Genomic DNA, 21394 nt, shown 5'->3' with positions numbered 1-21394 from the left:
CGCTTCCGCACCCGACGTCGCTCACGCCTGCGCGCTGCGAAGCGCAGCCGCACGCACGAGCCCGATCACTCCGGCGATGCCTCCCCCGGTGAGCAGCAGGCCGCCGACCAGCATCGCGAGGTTCTGCCCTGCGTTGAGCGCGTCCGTCCCGACGGCACCCGTCGGATCGTCCGGCGGGAGCACCGAGGACGCTCCGCTCGCGGTCACGATGTGGCCGGCAGCGGCGGTTGCTCCCGCAGAGGCTGCAGCGGGCACCGCGGGCAATCTGACGGTCGCGGACGCCGTGGACACCGACGTGGATGCGCGCTGCAGCAGCACGAAGAACATCGCGGCGGGAGCTCCGGCGCGCCGCGACAGGAGGGGCACGGAAGCGGTCGCCGACGTCTGGCCGTCGGCGAAGACCAGCGTGGTCGTCACGGCGGAATAGTCGTTCCCGGCGGTCGCCGTGCCATCAGCGGTCATCACCTCGACCGTCGCGGAGCCGTCGGCGGTGGGCCGGGTGACGGTGACCAGGACGCTCGAGCTCGCCGCGACCACCGAATCCACCGCCACTCCGAGAGGGGCACTGGCTGAGGTCGCCGTCAGAGACGCCGTGCCCACCGAGGAGAGCAAGGCCGACCCGGGTGCGGGTTGGTAGGTCGCGGTCACGGTGTGGGCTCCCGCGGAGTCGACGGGGAGGTCGGCGCGCGCGACGCCGCCCGAGACGGGAGCGGAGACGGGAACCCCGCCGTCGAGGGCGAACGCGACCGTGCCGTCGTCCGGGGCGCCGAGGAGCAGGCGCGAGACGACGGCCGCGACGGAAGCCCGGCCGCCGGCGGTGACCCCGCCGGGCGCGCTCACGGTGACGGCGGTCGCCGCTGTGCACGCCGGAGCTGCGCCGAAACCGGCCTCCGCTGTCCCGAGCCGCCAGGTCAGATCCGGCTCGGCCGCCGCATCCAGGGTCAGCAGCCACACGCCGTGATGTTCGCCCGGCTGGAACGTGGAAGGCTGGCCGCGGTCTGCTGCTCCGGACGTCAGGTCGTTGGGGCCGGAGGCAGCCGGCACCGTCAGGGCCGTGGATGCTGTCGAACGGTAGCCGAGCACCACGGTGCGTGCCGAGACGGCGCCGAGGGGCGCATCCTGAACACAGTCGACGAGCGGAGTGAGAGCGGCTGCAGTCTCGGCGGGTGCAGCTGGGGCAGGAGCGGGAGCGGCGGGTGCCGCTGGGGACGACTCCGCGGTGGCCAGCGCGGGCGCCGCGCCGATCAGCGCGCCGACGCCGGCGAGAACGAGAGCGCAAGCCAGGCGAAGGCGGGCGGGCGGTCGTCTCACACGCGTCACTCTATCCGGAGCTGCGTGCGCGCCGCTCCGACCAAAACAGGTGACGCGACGTCAGCCGGCGTAGCTGCCGACCAGCCGGACCGCGCCCCCGTCGACGCCCTTCGCGCCCTGCTCGAAACCGGCGAGCTCGCGCGTCGAGGTGGATACGGTGCCCGCCCGCCAGGTCGGGATGCCGTCGGCCGTGATCGCCGCGGCCACGGCATCCGCCGCCTCGGGTGCGACGACCGCGAACATCCCGATGCCGAGGTTCCAGGTGCCCTCGCTCGACTCCAGAGTGGTGCCCGCCAGATCGCTCAGGATGCGGAACACCGGCGTGGGCGACCACGTCGAGCGGTCCACCTCGACCCACGAGCCGACGGGGAGGACGCGGGCGAGGTTGGCCGCGATTCCGCCGCCGGTCACGTGGCTGAGCGAGTGGACGGCGCCGCCGAGGGAGGCATCCTGCAGCACACGCAGGAGGGGAGCCGTGTACAGGCGGGTCGGCTCGAGGAGGGCCTCGCCGACGATGCCGCCGAACTCCTGCGAGTGGTCGGTGAACCCGATGCCGCGGGCGGCGAGGATGTGGCGGACGAGCGAGAAGCCGTTCGAGTGCAGGCCGGACGAGGCGAGGGCGAGCACCACGTCGCCGTCCCGGACGCGCTCGGCACCGAGCACCGCATCCGCCTCGACGGCGCCGACGGCTGCTCCGGCGACGTCGTAGTCGTCGGGACCGAGCAGGCCGGGGTGCTCGGCGGTCTCGCCGCCGACCAGCGCGGTGCCGGTCTGCTCGCAGGCCCGGGCGATGCCCTCGACGATCGCGGCGATCCGCTCCGGGACGACCTTGCCGCAGGCGATGTAGTCGGTCATGAACAGGGGCCGCGCGCCCACGACCACGATGTCGTCGACGACCATCCCGACCAGGTCCTGGCCGATGGTGTCGTGCTTGTCGAGCGCCTGCGCGATGGCGACCTTGGTGCCGACGCCGTCGGTGGATGTCGCCAGCAGCGGACGCCGGAAGTCGCGCAGGAAGGAGACGTCGAACAGTCCGGCGAAACCGCCGACACCGCCGAGGACCTCGGGGCCGTGGGTGCGGCCGACGGCCGCCTTCATCAGCTCCACCGCCCGGTCACCCGCTGCCGTGTCGACGCCGGCGGCGGCATAGGAGGCGGACGTTGAGGCGCTCGAGTCGGTCACCCCACCATCGTATCCGCGGCCCGCCAGCACAGGAAAAATGCGACGGATGCGGCCGTTCGGCAACAAATATCCTGTGCTCGGCGGCTGGGGGCGGGCGGGGGCTACTCCTGGCGGGCGGGGTCTCCGAAGGAGAGGAGGGGCTCGAGTTCGGAGTCGGGGCCCGGCTCGCAGCCGTCGGATGTCGGGTCGGAGCCGTCGTCCGTTGCGGCGATGGTGGGGCGCTCCAGCAGGTTCTTGCCGAGGTGGTGCGCATCCGGCAGCTCGATCGGGTAGACGCCGGTGAAGCACGCGGTGCACAGGCGCTCGCGCGGCTGCTCGGTGGCGCCGATCATGCCGTCCTCGGAGAGGTAGCCGAGGCTGTCGGCGCCGATCGACTGGCGCACCTCGTCCACGCCCAGGCCGGTCGCGATCAGCTCGGCACGGGAGGCGAAGTCGATGCCGTAGAAGCACGGCCAGGTGATGGGCGGGCTGGAGATGCGGACGTGCACCTCGGCGGCCCCCGCCTCCCGAAGCATCGAGACCAGCGCGCGCTGCGTGTTGCCGCGGACGATCGAGTCGTCGACGACGATCAGCCGCTTGCCCTTGATGACCTCTTTGAGCGGGTTCAGCTTGAGCTTGATGCCGCGCTGGCGGATGGTCTGCGACGGCTGGATGAACGTGCGGCCCACGTAGGAGTTCTTCACCAGGCCCTGGCCGAACGGGATGCCCGACGCCTGCGCGTAGCCGATGGCTGCCGGCGTGCCGGATTCGGGCGTCGGGATGACCAGGTCGGCCTCGACGGGGTGTTCGCGCGCGAGCTGGCGGCCCATCTCGACGCGGGCCTCGTAGACCCCGCGTCCCGCGATCGTGGTGTCGGGCCGCGCCAGGTAGACGTACTCGAAGACGCAGCCGGCGCGCTTCTCCGTGGCGAAGCGCTGGCTGCGGAGTCCGTTCTCGTCGATGACGATCAACTCGCCCGGCTCGACCTCGCGGACGAAGCTGGCTCCGACGATGTCGAGTGCGGCGGTCTCCGAGGCGACGACCCAGCCGCGGTCCAGACGACCCAGGACCAGCGGGCGGACGCCCTGCGGGTCGCGCGCCGCGTACAGCGTGTGCTCGTCCATGAAGACGAGGCAGAACGCTCCGCGCAGACGCGGGAGCACATCCATCGCCGTCGACTCCAGCGTGTGATCGAGGTCGCCCGTGAGGAGCGCCGTCACCACGGCGGTGTCGGTCGTGTTGCCGCGCGTCAGCTCGCCGTCGTGCTGCGGGTAGCGCTCGTGGACGAGCTGCATGAGCTCTGCGGTGTTGGTCAGGTTGCCGTTGTGGCCGAGGGCGACCGTGCCGCTCGCGGTGGAACCGAGCGTCGGCTGCGCGTTCTGCCAGCTGGAGGCTCCGGTGGTCGAATAGCGCGTGTGGCCGACGGCGATGTGGCCGGGCAGCGAGTTCAGGGCGTTCTCGTTGAACACCTGCGAGACCAGACCCATGTCTTTGTAGATGAGGATCTTGTCGCCGTCGCTGGTCGCGATTCCCGCCGACTCCTGCCCGCGGTGCTGCAGCGCATACAGGCCGAAGTAGCTGAGCTTGGCGACCTCCTCACCGGGGGCCCAGACGCCGAAGACGCCGCACGCGTCCTGCGGCCCCTTCTCGCCGGGGAGAAGATCGTGACTGAGAAGGCCGTCGCCTCGGGTCACAGCGGACCCCTTTCAGGAAGTCGTGTCGTTCAGCTCTGGGTGTCGCTGGTGCTGTCGTTCTGCGTGCCGGGCTCCGGCTGCGAGCCGGTCTGCCGCGCGGGCGACGCACCGGGCTCGGGGAGGCGCACGTCGATTCTATCCGCCTGGACGCTGCGCGCTCTGCGAGAGGTCACACGGTCGAGGACCAGGGCGACGACGGCTCCGAGGGCGACGCCGACGATCACGCCGATCGCCAGCAGGAAGCCGAAGACGCTCCCCCGGTCGTAGGTGGGGTTCTCGGGGAACGAGTAGGTCAGGACGAGCGCCACGATCGCGAAGATGACCGCGCCGGTGACCATGAACCGGAAGTACCGCGGCGAGCGCCGCACACGGACCTCGGAGGGAGTGACGGTCTCCTCGAGCTGCTCGTCGCCGTCGGGGGTGTCGCTCATGACTCCATTGTTCCAGATCGAAACTGGGCGGCCGTCGGGCGTCACGTTCGCGCGATCCGGCCGTCTGAAGAGGTATGAGCGTATTCACACGACCAGGCGGCGCTTCCCGCCGCACAACCCTTCTCGGTCCCGTCATGGCCGGCGCGTTCGCCCTGCTCCTGGCGTCCGCAGGTGTGGCCGCGGTGGTTTCCGGCGTGCATCCCTGACGCGGCGTTAGGAGCGGCTCAGTAGCGAGTCGGTGGCGCGTCAGTAGCGAGTCGGTGGCGCGTCAGTAGCGCAGAGGCAGGAGCCCCTCCAGCGAGGCACGCTGACCGGAGGCGTGCACGGCACCGGAGGCGACTCCCTCGTCCCAGCTCATCGCCCCCGACGCCAGCGCCAACCAGGTCTGCGCATCGGTCTCGACGACATTCGGCGGCGTTCCCCTCGTGTGGCGAGGGCCCGGGATGCACTGCACGGCACCGAACGGCGGCACGCGCACTTCGACGGTGTTGCCCGGAGCACGCTCCGCCAGCAGCTGGAGCAGGTAGCGTACGGCGGTCGCGGTGGTGTTCCGGTCCGCGCCTCCCGCGACGGCCGCACGGGTGGCCGGGCCGCCGACGTCGTCCCCGATCTTCGCTCTCGCCATGCGTCCATCCTGCCACCGGCAGTCAGGCGGCATCCTGCTCCCTCTAGCATGGGGGCGTGAAGATTCTCGTCCTCGGTTCCGGTGCCCGCGAGCACGCCATCATCACCGCACTGCAGGCCGAAGACGTGCCGCACGACATCGTCGCGGCTCCCGGCAACGCCGGTATCGCGCAGGATGTGCCGGTCGAGCCGGGGCTCAATCCACTCGACGGCGAGGCGGTCACCGAGTACGCCATCGAGAACGGCATCGAGCTGGTCGTCATCGGACCGGAGGCTCCGCTCGTCGCGGGAGTCGCCGACCCGCTGCGCACGCGCGGCATCCCCGTCTTCGGGCCTGGCAAGGCGGCCGCGCAGCTGGAGGGCTCCAAGGCTTTCGCCAAGCGGATCATGGATACCGCGGGCGTCCCGACCGGACGCGCGGTGCGCGCAGAGACCCTGGCCGAGGCGGAGCGAGCGCTCGACGAGCTGGGTGCTCCCTACGTCGTGAAGGCGGACGGGCTCGCCGCGGGCAAGGGCGTGCTGGTCACCGAGGACCGCGACGCCGCCGTCGAGCACGCGACCCACTGGCTGCTGCACGGAGGTGTGCTGATCGAGGAGTTCCTCGACGGCCAGGAGGTCTCCCTCTTCCTCGTCAGCGACGGGCACGACGTCCTCCCGCTCTCCCCGGCGCAGGACTACAAGCGTCTGCTCGACGGGGATGCCGGGCCCAACACCGGCGGGATGGGCGCCTACTCCCCGCTCCCCTGGCTACCGGATTCGTTCGTCGACGAGGTGATCGACACCATCGCCCTGCCGACCGTGCGGACGCTCGCCGCCGAGCAGACGCCCTTCATCGGCCTCCTCTACTGCGGGCTGATCGTCACCGAGCGCGGCATCCGGGTCATCGAGTTCAACGCGCGCTTCGGCGACCCGGAGACGCAGGTGGTCCTGCCGCGCCTGGTCACTCCGCTGTCGACGCTGCTCTACGCGGCGGCGACCGGCGGTCTGGGCGGGATGCCGCGTCCTGAGTTCGCCCTCGACACCGCGGTCACCGTCGTTCTCGCGAGCGAGGGATACCCCGAGGCTCCGCTGACCGGCCGGCCCATCACCGGGCTGGATGCCGCGTCCGCCGTTCCCGAGGTGACCATCGCCCACGCGGCGACGGCACGCGACGAGGCGACGGGCGAGCTGCTCGCGGCGGGCGGCCGCGTGCTCTCCGTCGTCGCGCGCGGTACCGGCTTCGCCGAGGCCCGCTCCCGCGCCTACGAGGCCGTGAACCTCATCCACCTCGCCGGCGCCCAGTACCGCACCGACATCGCCGCCCGCGTCTCCTAACCCCTCCCCCTTTTCCGACAATCGCTTCCTCAGTTAATCCCGGTTGCAACGGCGTGTCGGCGGATTAAGTGAGGAAGCGATGGTGGGGAGGAGGCGTCAGGGGAGGAGGCGGGTGAGGAAGGGGTTGCGGAAGCGGGCCTCGGGGTCGAAGCGGGTCGTGAGGGAGGCGAACGCGGGGAGGTCCGGGTAGAGGGACGGGACGAGGGAGTCGCGATCGAGATAGAGCTTGCCCCAGTGCGGACGCGCGCCGAGCGGCAGCAGGGCGGCCTCGAGCTGCGGGAGCACCGCCTCCACACCGGCCTGATCCCGGAACCACGTGAAGTGGAGTCCCACCGCATCCGTGCCGTAGGCCGTCGACAGCCACAGGTCGTCCGCCGCGATCGTGCGGATCTCGCTGATCTGCAGCAGGGGCGCGATCACGGGAGCGAGCCGCCGGACCGCCTCGATCGCTTCCACCGCCCGAGCCCGCGGGACGAGGTACTCCGACTGGATCTCCTCGCCGTTGGACGGCGTGAACGCGAACCGGAAGTGCGCCAGCCGCTCGCTCCACGGGCCGGCGACGCCGAGCTGTTCGGTCGTGTTGCGCACGTCCATGGTCGCGATCATGTGGCGCGCCTCGGTCAGCGCCGGCGCACCGAAGAAGTCGTCCCCGATGGCGGTCTGCGCGCCGTCGAGTTCCTTGAGCCAGGCGAGCGAGACCGTCTCCTCGTCCCACGTCGTGAAAAGGCTGACGCTGTATGCGGCGGAGGTGAGCTCGTCGAACCGGCCGAGCACGGCGTCCCACGGCACGCCGCCGAAGAGCCGCTGGCGCACATCGTAGGTCGGCTGGATGTCGAGGGTCACCTCGGTCACGACGCCGAGGGCTCCGAGACCGACGACCGCGCCGGCGAAGTCCTCATCGCCGCGCGCCAGGTCGACCAGCTCGCCCGATCCGTTCAGGATGCGCAGCCCGGACACAGCGGTCGCCAGGTTGCCGTTGCGGTCGCCCGAGCCGTGGGTCGCGGTCGCGATCGCTCCTGCGACGGAGATGTGCGGCAGTGACGCGAGGTTGTGGAGGGCCCACCCGGCATCCTGAAGCTGCTGCGCCAGGTCGCCGTAGCGGACACCGCCGCCGACCGTGACCGTCCGCGTGGCCGGGTTAATGCGCACGTCGCCCGGAAGATCGGCCGTGCTCACCAGCAGCCCGTCCGTGTCAGCCAGGTCGTTGAACGAGTGCCGGCTGCCCAGCGCACGGACCGCCGGGGCGCCGACGACGAGGTCGCGCAGCTCCTCCACCGACCGGGGGCGGGCGATCCGCTCGGCCCGGTACTCGTAGTTTCCTGCCCAGTTCTTCTCGCGCATCACGGCCCTTCCTCGGGTCCCGCCAGCGGCCGGCCGGCCGTTCGACACGTCTCATCCTACGGATGTGACCGGACCCACGCGGACCCGGCGGGACGGCGGAAAACGTGCGTTGCCGGGCGCGACAACCGCGCAGTATGGTGCCCCCAACAGCAGGGTAGGTCGCCTGAGAGAGGGGCTGTCATGGCCGAATTCGAGTACGGTCCGGCGGAGTTCATGGTCGCGCAGTTCGACACGGACAGACCGTCGCCGGGGGTCGTCGAGGCGATCCTGGAACTCGTCGAGAGCGGAACAGTCCGCCTCCTCGACCTGGTGTTCGTCGAGCGGCATCCCGACGGGAGCGTCGACATCATCGAACTGGAGCAGATCGGCGACGAGATCGGGATGACGGACGTCACGCTCGAAGCCAGCGGCATCGCCGGCGACGAGGATGTGGAGCAGATCGCCGAACTCCTCGACCCCGGATCCACGGGAGCGGTCCTCGTGATCGAGCACCTGTGGGCGAAGACCCTCGCCAGCCGCTTCTTCGAGTCCGGAGGCGTTGTGCTGCACAGCGAGCGCATCCCGGCGCCCGTGCTGAACGCGGTCGCCGCCGAGGCGTACGAAGAACTCGAAACCACGGAGAGCTGAGGAGGACACCATGCCGTTGAGACGAATGGGACGCCCGGGACTGATCGGGATGGCGGCGCGCACGGCGGTCGTCGCCGGAACCGCTACGGCGGTCTCCGGAAGCGTGCAGCGCCACCAGCAGGAGAAGGCCCAGAACCAGTACGAGCAGCAGCAGTACGAGGAACAGCAGCAGCAGGCGCAGATGCAGCAGATGGCGCAGCAGGCGGCGGCCCAGCAGGCTGCGATGCAACAGCAGGCGGCACCGGCGGCGGCGGCCGCTCCCGCGGGAGGCGGCGACGACATGATGGCGAAGCTGCAGCAGCTCGCCACGCTGCACTCCCAGGGCGTGCTGACCGACGAGGAATTCGCCGCTGCGAAGGCGAAGCTACTCGCGTAGCGCGGGGGCGCATCCCTCTACGATGGACGGGTGAGCGAACTTCCGGGCTGGGACCACGTCTACTCGGGCAAGGTGCGCGACCTGTTCGTGCCCGAGGGCGCAGGCGGGCTCGCTGACACCGACAGCGTGCTCGTCGTCGCCAGCGACCGGGTGAGCGCGTTCGATCACGTGCTCGAGCCGGGCATCCCGGGCAAGGGCGAGTTGCTCACCACGCTGAGCCTGTGGTGGTTCGACCAGCTGACCGATGTTCCGAACCACCTCATCCCGGACCACACCCTGGTCGGGGATCGCGTCGTCGAGCGCATCCCGTCGGCCGTCTCCGGCCGCTCGATGCTGGTGAAGCCGCTCGACATGTTCCCGGTGGAGTGCGTCGTCCGCGGCTACCTCACCGGCAGCGGATGGGCCGAGTACCGCGAATCGCAGAGCGTCTGCGGCATCCCGCTGCCGTCCAGCCTCGCGAACGGCGACCGGCTGCCGGAGCCGATCTACACACCGGCCTGGAAGGCCCCGCTCGGTCAGCACGACGAGAACATCAGCTTCGAGCGGACGGTCGAACTGGTCGGCGCCGAGGTGGCCGAGGAGCTGCGGCGCCTCTCCCTCCACGTGTACGCGCGCGGTTCCGCGATCGCGGAGGACCGCGGCGTCATCATCGCCGACACGAAGTTCGAGTTCGGGGCGGACCGCAGCACCGGCGAGATCACGCTCGCCGACGAGGTGCTCACGAGCGACTCCAGCCGGTTCTGGGATGCGGCGGTGTACGCCGCGGGCGGCACGGCGGAGGAGCGGATGGCGAGCTTCGACAAGCAGATCGTCCGCGACTGGCTCGCCGCCCACTGGGACAAGACCGGGACACCTCCCGGGCTGCCGACCGACATCGTCGACCGGACGGCCGCGCGCTACCGCGAGCTGCTGGAGCGGCTGACCGGGGAGTAGCCATTCCCCGAACGCATGCCCCAAACGCATGCCCCCGGTTGCATGCCGCCGGGTATAGCGTCCGCTCATGGACGCGAACACCCCTCCCGCCACGGCCGCGGTCGCCGACGCCGCCGTCCGTCTCGGCATCCCGGTCGGCACCGCGCCGGTCGGCCTGGTCGCCCTGCTTCCCGGCCGGCCCTTCTCCGGCCCTGCCGCTCCTGTCACGCATCTCGGGAGCGTGGATGTGCTGCTCGAGACGATCGACGACGCACCGCCGGGCGCGGTGCTGGTCGTGGACAACGGCGGCCGCGACGATGAGGCCTGCGTCGGCGACCTCATGCTGCTCGAGGCGGCGACCGCGGGGCTCTCCGGCGCCGTGATCTGGGGACGGCACAGGGACACCGCGCAGCTGCGCGAGATCGGGCTCCCGGTATTCAGTCGGGGGGCGCATCCCTTCGGCCCACGCCGGGTGCCGCCCGCGGGCACAGCGATGCGGTCCGCGTTCCTGGACGGCATGGCCGTCACACCCGACCACTGGATCGTCGCGGACGACGACGGCGTGCTCGTGCTCGCCGCCGCCGATCGCGAGCGGCTGTTCGCCGAGGCGCTCCGCATCCAGGCCGTCGAAGGGGCGCAGGCCGGGCGGATGCGCGACGGCCTCTCGCTGCGCGACCAGCTCGACTTCGCTCGCTACCGGCGTGAGCAGGCCGCCGATCCGACGCTCACTCTCCGCCGCTACCTCGCCGCGAACGGCGGTGCGATCGAGACATGAAATAGTGCCGGTCCGCCCGGTGTTCTATCGGTGTGCCAGAACTCTTACCCGCCGCCTCCACCATGGGGGCGGTCACCCTCCGCGTCGCCGACCTCGACGCCATGACCGCCTACTATCGCGACGCCGTCACGCTCAGCGTGCTCGCCGCCGAGGGCGGCCGCGTCATCCTGGGCCGCGGGGCGACACCGGCCGTGATCCTCGAGCATGCCCCGGAGCTGCGGCATGCCTCGCCCGGCGAAGCCGGCCTCTTCCACACGGCGATCCTCTTCGACTCGCAAGAGGCGCTGGCCGCTGCCGTCTACTCGGTCGCCCGCCGCGCGCCGGGCACCTTCACGGGCAGCGCCGATCACCTGGTGAGCACCGCGTTCTACTTCACCGACCCGGAGGGCAACGGCGTCGAGCTGTACTGGGACCGTGACCGCAGCCAGTGGAGCTGGACCCACGGGCAGGTCGAGATGGCGACGCTGTACCTCGACCCGAACGGGTTCCTCACCGAGCACCTCACCGAGCGCGGAGCCGCACTCGCGGAGGACGCCGATGGGCTCGTCCCGTTCGGCGATGCCGGTGTCGGACACGTGCACCTGTCGGTGGGAGACGTCGCCTCGGCGCGAGCGTTCTACGTCGACCGGCTCGGTTTCGAGACGACCGCGGAGCTCGGCGGCAGTGCGCTGTTCGTGAGCGCGGGCGGGTACCACCACCACATGGCCATGAACACGTGGAACAGCCGCGGCGCCGGTCGCCGGCAACTGGCCCTGGGACTCGGCCAGGTCGAGATCCGCGTGCCGTCGGCCGACGACGTCGGGGAGCTGAGCGAGCGGATGCGGCACTACGGCATCGCCGCGCGCGACGACGGACGATCGGTCGAATTCGACGATCCGTGGGCGAACGCGGTCCGGGTGGTGACGGAGACGGAGGAGATCCGGTCCTGAGCGGGGCCGATCTACGGAGAAGGGAGGAGGTCGCAGCCGGGTTGGCTGCGACCTCCTCCGCTTTCGTGAGGCGGGTTCGCGTCAGTCGGTGACCGGAGCGGCGTGAACGCCGTGCGGCGGCTCCTCGCCGGGCGCGACGTCCGTCGCGGGCGGGACGTCGGCGGCGTGCGAACCGTGAGGTGTCGCATCCACGGGCACGGGAGCCGCGTGAGCACCGTGGGTCGTGGCTTCCGTCGCTCCGACGGCGACCGGCTCCTGCGAGGAGGAGGCTGTGGCAGCTGCGGCTGCGGCTGCCGGAGCACCCGCACCCTCTCCCCACGCACGCGGCTTGGGCCGCTCCCACCACATCACGATCAGCGCGCCGAGGAACGCGACCGCGGCAGGCAGCAGCAGCGACTCCGACATCGCCTGGGTGAATCCGGCGTGCAGGACGGTCGGCAGCTCGGTGCCCGCGCCCACCTCGGACGGCGCGCCGCCGCCCGGGAGCTTCGGCAGGTCGGCCGCCAGCCGGCCCGAGATCAGGGCGGCGATGGATGCGCTTCCCAGCACCGCGCCGATCTGCCGCGTCGTGTTGAAGACGCCGGACCCTGCACCTGCCTGGTTCAGCGGCAGGTTGCGGGTGGCCGTGGTCGAGATCGGACCCCACACACCCGACATCGCGATACCCAGCGTGAAGCTCGGGATGAGCAGCAGCCAGATGTTGACGTCCGGGGACAGCATCCACGAGTAGAGGCCGAGGGACAGCGCGAAGAGCAGCAGGCCGGCGACCGCGATGTTCCGCGGGTTCACGCGGTCGATCAGGCGTCCGACGACGGGGGCGAGCACTCCGGTGGCGATGGCCATCGGTGCCAGCATCAGCGCCGACTGCGTCGGGGTCAGGCCGCGGACGGTCTGGAAGTAGAACACCAGCGGCAGCGCCATGCAGGTCACGGAGAACCCGACGGCGGTGATCGCGGCGTTCGACAGCGAGAAGTTGCGGTCGCGGAACAGCGGAAGCGGGAGCAGTGGCTCCTTCTTGTTGAAGGCCTGCCAGACGACGAAGGCCGCCAGCACCACGATGCCCGCGATGATCAGGCCCCAGACGGTGATCGGACCCCAGATGACGCCCCAGTCGTAGGTGCTGCCCTCCTGGAGGCCGAACACCAGGAGGAACATGCCGACCGCCGACAGGACCACACCGAGGATGTCGAAGCTGTGATTGTGCGTCGGCAGCTTCGGGACCAGCCGGGCCGCGAGGATGAACGCCACGATGCCCACGGGGACGTTGATGAAGAAGATCCACTCCCAGCCGAGGCTGTCGACGAGGACGCCGCCGAGGATCGGGCCGACCAGAGTCGCCACGCCCGCGACCGCACCCCACAGGCCCATGGCCGCACCGCGGCGCTCGGGCGGGAAGATCCGGGTGATGACGGCCATCGTCTGGGGCGTCATCAGCGCGGCGCCGAGGCCTTGCACGACACGGGCGGCGATCAGGATGCCGATGCTGCCGGAGAACCCGCACCAGGCCGAGGCCAGCGTGAAGACCACCAGGCCGGAGAGGTAGAGGTTCTTCGGGCCGAACCGGTCGCCCAGACGCCCGGTGATGAGCAGCGGCACCGCGTAGGCGAGGAGGTAGGCGCTCGTCACCCAGATGACGGCGTTGTAGTCCGTCCCGAGGTTGAGGCCCTTCATGATCGAGGGGTTGGCGACCGACACGATGGTCGTGTCGATCAGGATCATGAAGAACCCGATGACCAGTGCCCAGAGGGCCGGCCATGGCTTCAATTCGCGTTCCATTGTCACGTTCTTCCTAATTGCGAGAGCGAGGTCGCTCCGTGCTTTTCCTCGTCCCAGGAGAGTTCTCCCGATTCGAGGTCGTCGATGAGGGCTTCGAGCGTGGCCGCATCGGCCTCCGCCATTGCGCGCTGGTAGCGCACATCCACCCAGTACTTGGCGGGCAGCGACTTCGCCCGCACGGTCGCGATCGCCGCGTCGTACATGGCGATGTCCGCCCGGATGAGGCCGACGCGCTTGCGGAGCAACGCGATGACGGTCTCGGCGGGCAGGTTGTGCGACTCCCCGAGACCGAGCGGGAACTCGGGGAACTCGTTGACGGGGGTCGCGATGATCTCGGCGACGCGCTCGCCGAGGGCGAGCGTGCCGTCCTCGGTGATCGCGTAGGTGGTGCGCTCGGGCCGGTTGCCCTCGCGCTCGGTGCCGGTCGCGCGCACCAGGCCGTGCCGCGCCAGGCGGTCGACCGTGTGATAGAGCGAGCCGGGGCGTACCTTCACGAGCCGGTCCTCCGAGCGCTGGACCAGGGTCTGGTACATCTCGTAGGGGTGCGACGGTCCTTCGGCGAGGAGCGCGAGCGCCGCGACGGCGAGGGGAGTGAGGGTTCGTGATTCAGCCATGATTGTTCCGTGTTGATTATTCCACAAGGAATATACGGCACGGGTCAATCCGAGTCAAGTACCGTGAACAGCAGGTGAAGAAGGAGAGACGATGCTGTACTCACTCCCGGGAGGGCGCTCCCCTCAGCTGTCCGCCGAGGCCTGGGTCGCGCCCGGGGCGACAGTCGTCGGCGACGTCACGCTGGAGGCGGGGGCGAGCGTCTGGTACGGAGCGGTCGTCCGCGCCGACAACGCGCCGATCCGCGTCGGGCGCGACTCGAACATTCAGGACAACGTGTCCGCCCACGTCGATCCGGAGTTCCCGCTCACCGTCGGGGCTCGGGTGTCGGTCGGGCACAACGCCGTGCTGCACGGCTGCACCATCGAGGACGACGTGCTCGTCGGGATGAGCGCGACGATCATGAACGGAGCCCACGTCGGCTCCGGCTCACTGATCGCGGCAGGAGCGCTCGTGACGCAGGGCACCGTCATCCCGCCGCGATCGCTGGTCGCGGGAGTGCCCGCGAAGGTGCGGCGCGAGGTCACGGATGACGAGTTCGCGGGCATCGCCCGCAACGCCGCCGTCTATCTCTCGAAGACGGCGGAGCACCGCCAGGCGACTCCCCTGGACTGAGCCGTCAGTCGCCGACCATCGCCCGGTTGAGCGCGAGCAGCTGGTCGGTGAACATCCGCGCTCCGCCCTGAGCGGGATGCCGCACCGCCGGGGCCTCGATTCCCGCCTCGGCGAGCGCGCCCTGCGCCTTGCGGCCGACGGCCACGACGGTCTCGATCCCCAGCGCGCGGATCAGCTCCTCAGCGACCGGGCCGCCCGCGCGCACCTCCGACGACCGAGGCGTGCGGTTGGTCAGCGGGCGTCCGGCCACGAACGGGTGGTGCGGATACACCGGCCACGACAGCGGGAGGGGCCCGCGCCACTGGCTCATCGTCTGCCAGAAGACGCGACTGGACGCCTCCCAGGGCGCTTGCGGCTCGGCCGGCAGCTCGAGGCCGGGCAGCACCCCGGCGTCCACCTCCCGGACCGAGGTGAAGGGGACGCCGGTCACCGTCATCCCGCGCCAGCCGGGCGCTTCACCGAGGAGGAGGATCGGCGCGTGCTCCCGATCGAGGTAGCGCCGGAGGTTGCGCTCCCGCAGCCGGCCCAGCTCGTCGTCGCCGTAGAGCAGCTCGGCATCGTCCGGCGCGGGCACCTCGCGGATCATCTCGAAGAAGCGGTCGAACACCACCCCAGGCTAGGGCCGCACGGCCACACGCGGGTGGGAGCTCGCGGCGAGCGCCCGATCCACGTCGGCCAGGGCGAACGTCTCGCCCACCTGCTCGGCGAACGGGTAACGCTGCCAGGCGTCGGCCAGGAACCGGACCGCCTGCTCCAGGTGCCGCGGCGCATAGTTGTGCACACCGCGGATGGTGAGGAGGTTGCGCACCAGTTGCTCCGGTGCGACGCCGAGTTCCGGACCCGTCGTGACCGAGCCGACGAGCACGAGGACGCCGCCCACATCCACCGCTGCGAGCAAGGACCGGACAGCCGCCGGGTTGCCGGACAGTTCGAGCGCCACGGTCGGCGCGACCGTACGGCCGCCCACCTTGGCGAGCACCGCGGGGAGGGAGGCCGGGTCGGCGACGGCCACGGCACCGAAGGCCCGCGCGGTCTCGCGCCGCTCCGGGATCGGGTCGCTGACGACGACGCGCGCTCCGGCCTCCGTCGCCATCGCGGTCGCCGTCAGGCCGAGCATCCCGGCGCCCGCGATCACCACGAGCGCGCCCTCGAGCGGAACGATCGCCGAGGCCGCTTCGAGAGCCGCGGCCACGCTCGCCGTCGAGCACGACGCCGGTGCCAGCACCTCCGCGGGAATCTCGTCAGGGACCCTCACGAGCGGGGTGCCGTCGAGGATGTGGGTGTGCGTGGCGAACCCGCCCGACAGTTCCCAGCCGCGACGCATGCGTTCGTGCCCGTACTTCTGCAGGTTCGAGCACTTCTGCGGGAGGCCGCGACGGCAGCGGGCGCACCGCCCGCAGGGCACGGCCACCGACCAGACGATCCGCTCCCCCAGCGTGACGCGGTGCCCGTCGGTCGTCTTGGCACCGCCCCTGCCGAGGGCGATGACCCGGCCGACCTGCTCGTGCCCGAGCACGAGCGGCGCCTGCGCCTGCTGCTGCCCGCGGACCGTGTGGATGTCGGAGCCGCAGACGGTCGCCAGCTCCACCGCGACCAGCGCGTCGCCGGGCGCGAGCCGGACCCCGGGCACGGCGACGGCCTCGTGCGCGTGGCCCTCGCCCGGCCACACCATCGCCGTCGCCGACGGGTAGACGCTCACCCCCAGACCCAGGCGCGCAGGCGGCTCGACGACGCGCGGCGTGACCGCCTTGATCGTCACCGGACGCCCAACCCCTCCACGGAGCCGGCCAGTTCGTACCCGAGCAGCTCGGGGAGGTCGGCGATGCTGGGGAGCACCGCATCCGCGCCCGCGTTCAGGAGGGTCTGCTCGTCGTGAGCGCCGGTCAGAACCCCGACGACCAAGCCGGCGCCGGCAGCGATTCCCGACGCGATGCCGCCCGCGGTGTCCGCGACGACGACCATCCCCTCGACACTGGATGCTCCGGTGCGCAGGAGCGCCGTCAGCGGCAGGTCGGGGAACGGCAGCCCGCGCCCTGCCTCACCCGGGGTCAGCGTGAGGTCGGCGAGGTCGTCCCAGCCGAGCGCGTCGAGCACCGCGTCGCGCGTGCGCGGGGAGAACGGCGAGGTGAGCGCCACCGCCACGCCCGTTGCACGGAGCCGCTGGATGAGGTCCTCGGCACCGGGTACGGCCTGCAGCCCCTGCGCCGCGACCAGGTCCATGAACGTGGACTCGAAGACGGCGTTGGCGTGCTGCGCCTGGTCCTCGTCGCCCGTGAGCGCACGGAAGACTCCGAGCGTGGGCAGCCCGGACGTCTCGCGGGCGAAGGCGAAGGCGTCGGCCCGCTCGTCCGGGGTGGACCCGATGCCCGCAGCCGCCGCAGCACGTGCGAACGCGCGCTCGACGAGGCCGTCGTCGGCCACGGTCGTCCCGGTGAGGCCGAGCACGACGAGTTCGAGATCCGCGAGGTCGTCGTCGCGGTCGTCGTCGCGGTCGTCGTCGAGCTCGTCCCAGGCCTCCACGACGTCGTCGAACTCGCTGGTGATGCGTCCGTCAGGGGTCATCGTGGTGCCTTTCGTCGCGGTCGTCGACATGCCGGTCGGGCGACGATGCCACTGTCCGCGCCGCCCGAGCGTCAGCGTGCCGCCAGGTTAGGAGCCGGGTGCGACGGCGTGCGCAACTCCGGGTAACCGGCGGGTGAACGGACCGGGGACGGCGGGAGATCATCCGGGCGCCCGAATCCGCTGTTGCACAATGTCGACGACCGGCTCAGAATTGCAGCATGGCCGACGACAACACCCGCGAGTTCGATCCCGACATCGTCACCGACTTCCGCGAGCGGATGTCGTACGGCTCCTACCTCGACCTGGAGACGCTCCTGAGTGCGCAGCGCCCGGTGAGCCGTCCGGCCCACCACGACGAACTGCTGTTCATCATCCAGCACCAGACGACCGAGCTCTGGCTCAAACTCGTGCTCCACGAACTGGAGTCCGCGCGCGACCTGCTCCGCGCCGACGACCTGTCGCCGGCGCTCAAGCGCATCGCTCGCGTCAAGCACATCCAGCGCACGCTGACCGAGCAGTGGTCCGTACTGGCCACGCTCACGCCCACCGAGTACGCGGAGTTCCGCGGATTCCTCGGCAACTCGTCGGGCTTCCAGTCGTACCAGTACCGCGCGGTGGAGTTCGTGCTCGGCAACAAGAACAGCCGCATGCTGAGCGTCTTCGAGAGCGACCCCGCCGCGCACGCGCTGCTGTCGGACCTGCTCGACGCGCCGAGCATCTACGACGAGTTCCTCCGCTACCTCGCCCGCGCAGGCTTCGCCGTGCCCACACAGCTGCTGGAGCGCGACGTCACCCACGCGCACGTGTTCACTCCGGAGCTCGTCCCCGTCTTCCGCGAGATCTACGAGAATGCGAACGACCACTGGCCGGAGTACGAAGCGTGCGAGGAGTTCGTCGACCTGGAAGACAACTTCCAGCTCTGGCGGTTCCGTCACCTGAAGACCGTGCAGCGCACGATCGGAATGAAGACCGGCACCGGCGGATCGAGCGGGTCGTCGTTCCTGCAGAAAGCGCTCGAGCTGACCTTCTTCCCCGAGCTGTACGCCGTACGCACCGAAATCGGCGCCCCCGCATGACCGAGACGGCCTCCGAGACGTACCTCACCGTCGATGCGGTCTGGAACGGACACCGCTTCCTCGGCGAGACCACCTTCCGCTGCGACGGCGAGCGCCTGCATCCCCTGCAGGACATCCCGGCGCACGCCCGCGCGCGTCACCATCGCGTCGACGGCACCCTCTTCCCACGCCTGACCGACCACCACACGCACCTCGGCCTCACCGACCAGCACGCCGTCTTGGCGGGCGGAATCACACATGCGATCGACCTCGGCTGGATCCCCGCCGTGGCCGCCGGGTGGCTCACTGACGACCTGTCGCGGCCGTCCGTCGCCATCGTCGGCTCGTTGATCACGTGCGTGGGCGGCTACCCGGTCAATGCCGGGTGGGGGCCGCCGGGTTCCTCGACGGAGGTCGGCGGCGAGCGGGAGGCTCGGCTGGCGGTGCGGGCGAATGTCATGCTGGGAGCCTCCCGCATCAAGGTCACCCTGAACAGCGAGGCCGGCGAAACCGTGGATAACCGCGTTCTCCACGGGATTGTGGCCGAATCGCACGCGCAGGGAGTTCGGGTCACGGTCCACGTCCAGGGCGCCGGCGAGACCGCCCGCGCGGTGGCCGCGGGAGCCGACCAGCTGGCGCACGCTCCCTTCACCGAGCGCGTCGACGACACCCTGATCGAGGAGTCCGCCCGGCGGGGGATGAGCTGGGTCAGCACCTTGGACATCCACGGCTGGGGCGACCCCACCGAGCAGTACGCTATCGCCACCGACAACCTCGGACGGTTCGCCCGCGCCGGCGGCCGCGTGCTCTACGGCACCGACCTCGGGAACGGCCCCCTCGCCGTCGGCGTGAACGAACGTGAGCTGCGCGGGATGCTGGACTCGGGCATCGACCCCGACGCAGTGCTCCGCTCCATCGCCGGCCTGCGCCGCCCGGACGACCGGCTCGCGCCCACGATCGGCCCCCGCGTCGCCTGGGTCCCGTCGGCTCCCCTGGAGCACGACGACCTCCGCAGCGCCCTGCCCGCCTGGCTCGCCACAGCCCGCGGCACCACGGTCTCGCAGCTGGCCGAGGGTGCCGACCCCACCAAATCAGACCCCACCACCGCTTCCGGCACCACCACCTCAGAGGACGACGCATGACCGATTTCGACACCGCTCCTCCCGTCTCCCTCTCGCCCGACCCGCTGAGCGCCGCCCGCGAACGCGACGCGCACGATCCTCTCGCCTCGTACCGAACACGTTTCGCCGGCATCGACGACGGCAGCTCGCAGGTCGTCGCCTATTTCGACGGCAACTCGCTCGGCCGCCCGACGCGGGCAAGTGTGGAACACATCCAGCGCTTCCTCCTGGACGGCTGGGGCGACCGGCTCATCCGCGGCTGGGACGAAGAGTGGATGGAGCTGCCGTTCACGATCGGCGACGACCTGGGGCGTGCTGCCCTCGGCGCCGCTCCGGGCCAGACGTTCATCGGCGACTCGACGACCGTCCTGCTCTACAAGCTGGCGCGCGCTGCCGTCGACAGCCTGCCCGAGCGCAGCGAGATCGTGCTCGACACGGACAACTTCCCGACCGACCGCTACCTGCTCGACGGCATCGCACGCGAGCGCGGCCTGCGACTCGTCTGGATCGAGGCGGACACGGAGGCGGGCGTCACGCCGGAGCAGGTCGCGGCGGTGGTCGGTCCCGATACCGCCCTCGTGGTCCTCAGCCACGTGGCGTACCGGTCCGGCTTCCTCGCCGACCTGCACACGATCACCCGGATCGTGCACGACGCGGGCGCTCTCGTGCTCTGGGACCTGTGCCATTCGGCCGGGTCCGTGCCGGTCCAGCTCGACGCCGCGGACGTCGACCTGGCCGTCGGCTGCACCTACAAATACCTCAACGGCGGTCCGGGCTCCCCCGCCTTCGGGTACGTGAACGCGCGCCTCATCCCCCGCCTCACGCAGCCGATCCAGGGGTGGATGGGCGTGCGCGACGTCTTCACGATGGGCCCGGAGTACCAGCCGGCGGAGGGGGTGCGCCGCTTCATCAGCGGGACTCCGCCGATCGTCGGGATGCTGGGGATGCGCGACACGATCGCGATGATCGAGGAGGCGGGCATCGAGGCGGTGCGCACCAAATCCATCGCCCTGACCGAGTTCGCGATCGCGCTCGCGGACGAGTGGCTCACCCCGCTCGGAGTCTCGCTGGCGAGCCCGCGCGACCCGGAACGGCGGGGCGGTCATATCACCCTGAGCCACCCGGCGATGCGGGATGTGACCGCGCTGCTCTGGGAGCGCGACGTCATCCCCGACTACCGCGACCCGGACGGCCTGCGCGTCGGTCTGTCCCCGCTGAGCACCAGCTTCGAGGAGGTGTGCACCGGGATGGCCGCGGTGCGGGATGCGCTCGGCGAACTGACCCATGACTGACGTCGCGGACGCCCGCGACGACCTGGAGGCGACCAGCGGCAGCGCCACGGCGTTGCTGCGGACGGTCGTCGGCAGCGTCCTGCGCCCGATCGGAGGGTGGATGAGCGCGGCCGGCGCCGTGCGGCTGATGGACGACCTCGGCGTCCCCGCCGCGACCGCGCGCTCCAGCCTCGCCCGGCTCTGCTCGCGCGGCGTCCTGCGCAGGGAGCCGCGGGACGGCGTTGCGGGGTACGCGCTGGAGCCCGCGGCCGTGCCGATGCTCGAGCGCGGCGACGACCGCATCTTCGGCGAGCGCGTGGAGGCGACCGCGTGGTGCGTGCTCTCCTTCTCCTTTCCGGAGCGTCGACGTAGCAGCCGGGACCGGCTCCGGCGACGCCTGGCCGCCCTCGGCTGCGGAACCGTCGCCGACGGCCTGTGGATCGCCCCGGCGGCGCTGGAGGACGAGCTGGCGGCCGCAGCGCGCGAGATCGCCGGCGAGGCCGAGATCGTGCTCTTCGCCGACGCGTCGCCTCGCGGCGACCTGGCCGCCGGACTCGCCCGCTGGTACGACCTGCCGTCGATCCGCCGCGTCCACGAGTCGTTCCTCTCCCGCTTCGCCGGTGCGCCGGAACCGGCGGACGATGCGCAGGCCTTCGCGGTGTGGATGCGCGCGCTCGACGAGTGGCGCGTCATCCCGTACCGCGATCCCGGCCTCCCCGCCGAAGCGCTCCGTGCGGGCTGGCCGGGCGCGGACTCCGCCGCGGTGTTCCAGCGCCTCCGCGAGCAGCTGGAGGGCCGCGCGATCGCCCACGCGGCCGCGGTCGCCGCTCCGGCCCTCAGCGTCGGGCGCGCACGGTAGAATCGACTCCGAACCCCCACCCTTGTCG

General features: G+C 71.2%; 22 protein-coding genes. 11 read left to right on the top strand and 11 right to left on the bottom strand.

Going from position 1 to position 21394, the window contains the following annotated elements; all coding sequences use genetic code 11:
* Positions 1-21 precede the first annotated feature (21 nt).
* From P3F85_RS00925 to P3F85_RS00905, 5 genes are all read right to left on the bottom strand, one after another.
* Positions 22-1311 carry a Calx-beta domain-containing protein gene (locus tag P3F85_RS00925; protein ID WP_374009391.1) on the bottom strand — a complete coding sequence of 430 codons (1290 nt, stop codon included), beginning with the start codon at positions 1309-1311 and terminating at the stop codon, positions 22-24.
* A 60-nt stretch (positions 1312-1371) separates the two neighbouring features.
* Positions 1372-2493 carry a phosphoribosylformylglycinamidine cyclo-ligase gene (purM, locus tag P3F85_RS00920; protein WP_374009390.1) on the bottom strand — a complete coding sequence of 374 codons (1122 nt, stop codon included), beginning with the start codon at positions 2491-2493 and terminating at the stop codon, positions 1372-1374.
* 101 nt (positions 2494-2594) lie between these two features.
* Complete coding sequence (gene purF / locus P3F85_RS00915) at positions 2595-4166, bottom strand: amidophosphoribosyltransferase (RefSeq protein WP_374009389.1); 1572 nt, start codon at positions 4164-4166, stop codon at positions 2595-2597.
* 29 nt (positions 4167-4195) lie between these two features.
* Complete coding sequence (locus tag P3F85_RS00910; RefSeq protein ID WP_374009388.1) at positions 4196-4597, bottom strand: hypothetical protein; 402 nt, start codon at positions 4595-4597, stop codon at positions 4196-4198.
* A gap of 268 nt (positions 4598-4865) precedes the next feature.
* Positions 4866-5222, bottom strand: a complete 357-nt coding sequence (locus tag P3F85_RS00905) for a sterol carrier family protein (protein WP_374009387.1) — start codon at positions 5220-5222, stop codon at positions 4866-4868.
* 56 nt (positions 5223-5278) lie between these two features.
* On the opposite strand from P3F85_RS00905, the gene purD reads away from it, so the two are divergent.
* Complete coding sequence (gene purD / locus P3F85_RS00900; RefSeq protein ID WP_374009386.1) at positions 5279-6535, top strand: phosphoribosylamine--glycine ligase; 1257 nt, start codon at positions 5279-5281, stop codon at positions 6533-6535.
* Positions 6536-6631: 96 nt separating this feature from the next.
* On the opposite strand, the gene P3F85_RS00895 is transcribed toward purD, so the two are convergent.
* Complete coding sequence (locus P3F85_RS00895; RefSeq protein WP_374009385.1) at positions 6632-7876, bottom strand: FAD-binding protein; 1245 nt, start codon at positions 7874-7876, stop codon at positions 6632-6634.
* A 180-nt stretch (positions 7877-8056) separates the two neighbouring features.
* Between P3F85_RS00895 and P3F85_RS00890 the strand changes: the two genes are divergently transcribed.
* From P3F85_RS00890 to P3F85_RS00870, 5 genes are all read left to right on the top strand, one after another.
* Positions 8057-8503: a DUF6325 family protein gene (locus P3F85_RS00890; protein ID WP_374009384.1), complete on the top strand. Its 447-nt coding sequence runs from the start codon at positions 8057-8059 to the stop codon at positions 8501-8503.
* 10 nt (positions 8504-8513) lie between these two features.
* Positions 8514-8879, top strand: a complete 366-nt coding sequence (locus tag P3F85_RS00885; protein ID WP_374009383.1) for an SHOCT domain-containing protein — start codon at positions 8514-8516, stop codon at positions 8877-8879.
* A gap of 30 nt (positions 8880-8909) precedes the next feature.
* Positions 8910-9812 carry a phosphoribosylaminoimidazolesuccinocarboxamide synthase gene (locus P3F85_RS00880; RefSeq protein WP_374009382.1) on the top strand — a complete coding sequence of 301 codons (903 nt, stop codon included), beginning with the start codon at positions 8910-8912 and terminating at the stop codon, positions 9810-9812.
* 67 nt (positions 9813-9879) lie between these two features.
* Positions 9880-10566, top strand: a complete 687-nt coding sequence (locus P3F85_RS00875; protein ID WP_374009381.1) for an RraA family protein — start codon at positions 9880-9882, stop codon at positions 10564-10566.
* 62 nt (positions 10567-10628) lie between these two features.
* Entirely contained in the window at positions 10629-11495 is an 867-nt protein-coding gene (locus tag P3F85_RS00870; protein WP_374010975.1) for a VOC family protein, read from the top strand.
* An 81-nt stretch (positions 11496-11576) separates the two neighbouring features.
* Here the strand turns inward: P3F85_RS00870 and P3F85_RS00865 are convergent, their stop codons facing one another.
* Both P3F85_RS00865 and P3F85_RS00860 read right to left on the bottom strand, forming a co-directional pair.
* Entirely contained in the window at positions 11577-13271 is a 1695-nt protein-coding gene (locus tag P3F85_RS00865) for a DHA2 family efflux MFS transporter permease subunit (RefSeq protein WP_374009380.1), read from the bottom strand.
* 2 nt (positions 13272-13273) lie between these two features.
* The gene (locus tag P3F85_RS00860; RefSeq protein WP_374009379.1) at positions 13274-13885 is read right to left on the bottom strand and encodes a PadR family transcriptional regulator; all 612 of its coding nucleotides are present in this window, start codon (positions 13883-13885) and stop codon (positions 13274-13276) included.
* Positions 13886-13976: 91 nt separating this feature from the next.
* Between P3F85_RS00860 and P3F85_RS00855 the strand changes: the two genes are divergently transcribed.
* On the top strand, positions 13977-14498 hold the full coding sequence (locus P3F85_RS00855; protein ID WP_374009378.1) for a gamma carbonic anhydrase family protein: 522 nt from the start codon (positions 13977-13979) through the stop codon (positions 14496-14498).
* A 4-nt stretch (positions 14499-14502) separates the two neighbouring features.
* Here P3F85_RS00855 and P3F85_RS00850 read toward each other — a convergent pair whose 3' ends face one another.
* From P3F85_RS00850 to P3F85_RS00840, 3 genes are read right to left on the bottom strand one after another with little or no spacing between them, the layout of a single operon-like run.
* Positions 14503-15105, bottom strand: a complete 603-nt coding sequence (locus tag P3F85_RS00850; protein ID WP_374009377.1) for a uracil-DNA glycosylase family protein — start codon at positions 15103-15105, stop codon at positions 14503-14505.
* A 9-nt stretch (positions 15106-15114) separates the two neighbouring features.
* The gene (locus tag P3F85_RS00845; protein ID WP_374009376.1) at positions 15115-16257 is read right to left on the bottom strand and encodes a zinc-binding dehydrogenase; all 1143 of its coding nucleotides are present in this window, start codon (positions 16255-16257) and stop codon (positions 15115-15117) included.
* Positions 16254-17060 (bottom strand): HAD family hydrolase, encoded by an 807-nt coding sequence (locus P3F85_RS00840; RefSeq protein WP_374009375.1) that lies wholly within the window; start codon positions 17058-17060, stop codon positions 16254-16256. The genes P3F85_RS00845 and P3F85_RS00840 overlap by 4 nt, the downstream gene beginning before the upstream one ends.
* A 218-nt stretch (positions 17061-17278) precedes the next feature.
* Here P3F85_RS00840 and kynA point away from each other — a divergent pair, with 218 nt between their 5' ends.
* Genes kynA through P3F85_RS00820 form a run of 4 tightly spaced genes read left to right on the top strand, consistent with a single transcriptional unit; the run spans position 17279 to position 21366 of the window.
* Positions 17279-18136 carry a tryptophan 2,3-dioxygenase gene (gene kynA, locus P3F85_RS00835; RefSeq protein ID WP_374009374.1) on the top strand — a complete coding sequence of 286 codons (858 nt, stop codon included), beginning with the start codon at positions 17279-17281 and terminating at the stop codon, positions 18134-18136.
* Entirely contained in the window at positions 18133-19257 is a 1125-nt protein-coding gene (locus tag P3F85_RS00830; protein ID WP_374009373.1) for a hypothetical protein, read from the top strand. Before kynA ends, P3F85_RS00830 begins: the two co-directional genes overlap by 4 nt.
* Positions 19254-20528: a kynureninase gene (locus P3F85_RS00825; protein WP_374009372.1), complete on the top strand. Its 1275-nt coding sequence runs from the start codon at positions 19254-19256 to the stop codon at positions 20526-20528. The genes P3F85_RS00830 and P3F85_RS00825 overlap by 4 nt, the downstream gene beginning before the upstream one ends.
* Complete coding sequence (locus P3F85_RS00820) at positions 20521-21366, top strand: PaaX family transcriptional regulator C-terminal domain-containing protein (protein ID WP_374009371.1); 846 nt, start codon at positions 20521-20523, stop codon at positions 21364-21366. The genes P3F85_RS00825 and P3F85_RS00820 overlap by 8 nt, the downstream gene beginning before the upstream one ends.
* The last annotated feature ends 28 nt before the right edge of the window (positions 21367-21394 follow it).

Source organism: Leifsonia sp. T36S-04, assembly GCF_042465655.1.
Lineage (GTDB): Bacteria > Actinomycetota > Actinomycetes > Actinomycetales > Microbacteriaceae > Leifsonia.
The sequence above is the reverse complement of the archived record's forward strand: the minus strand, read 5'-3'. Positions and strand labels throughout refer to the sequence as shown.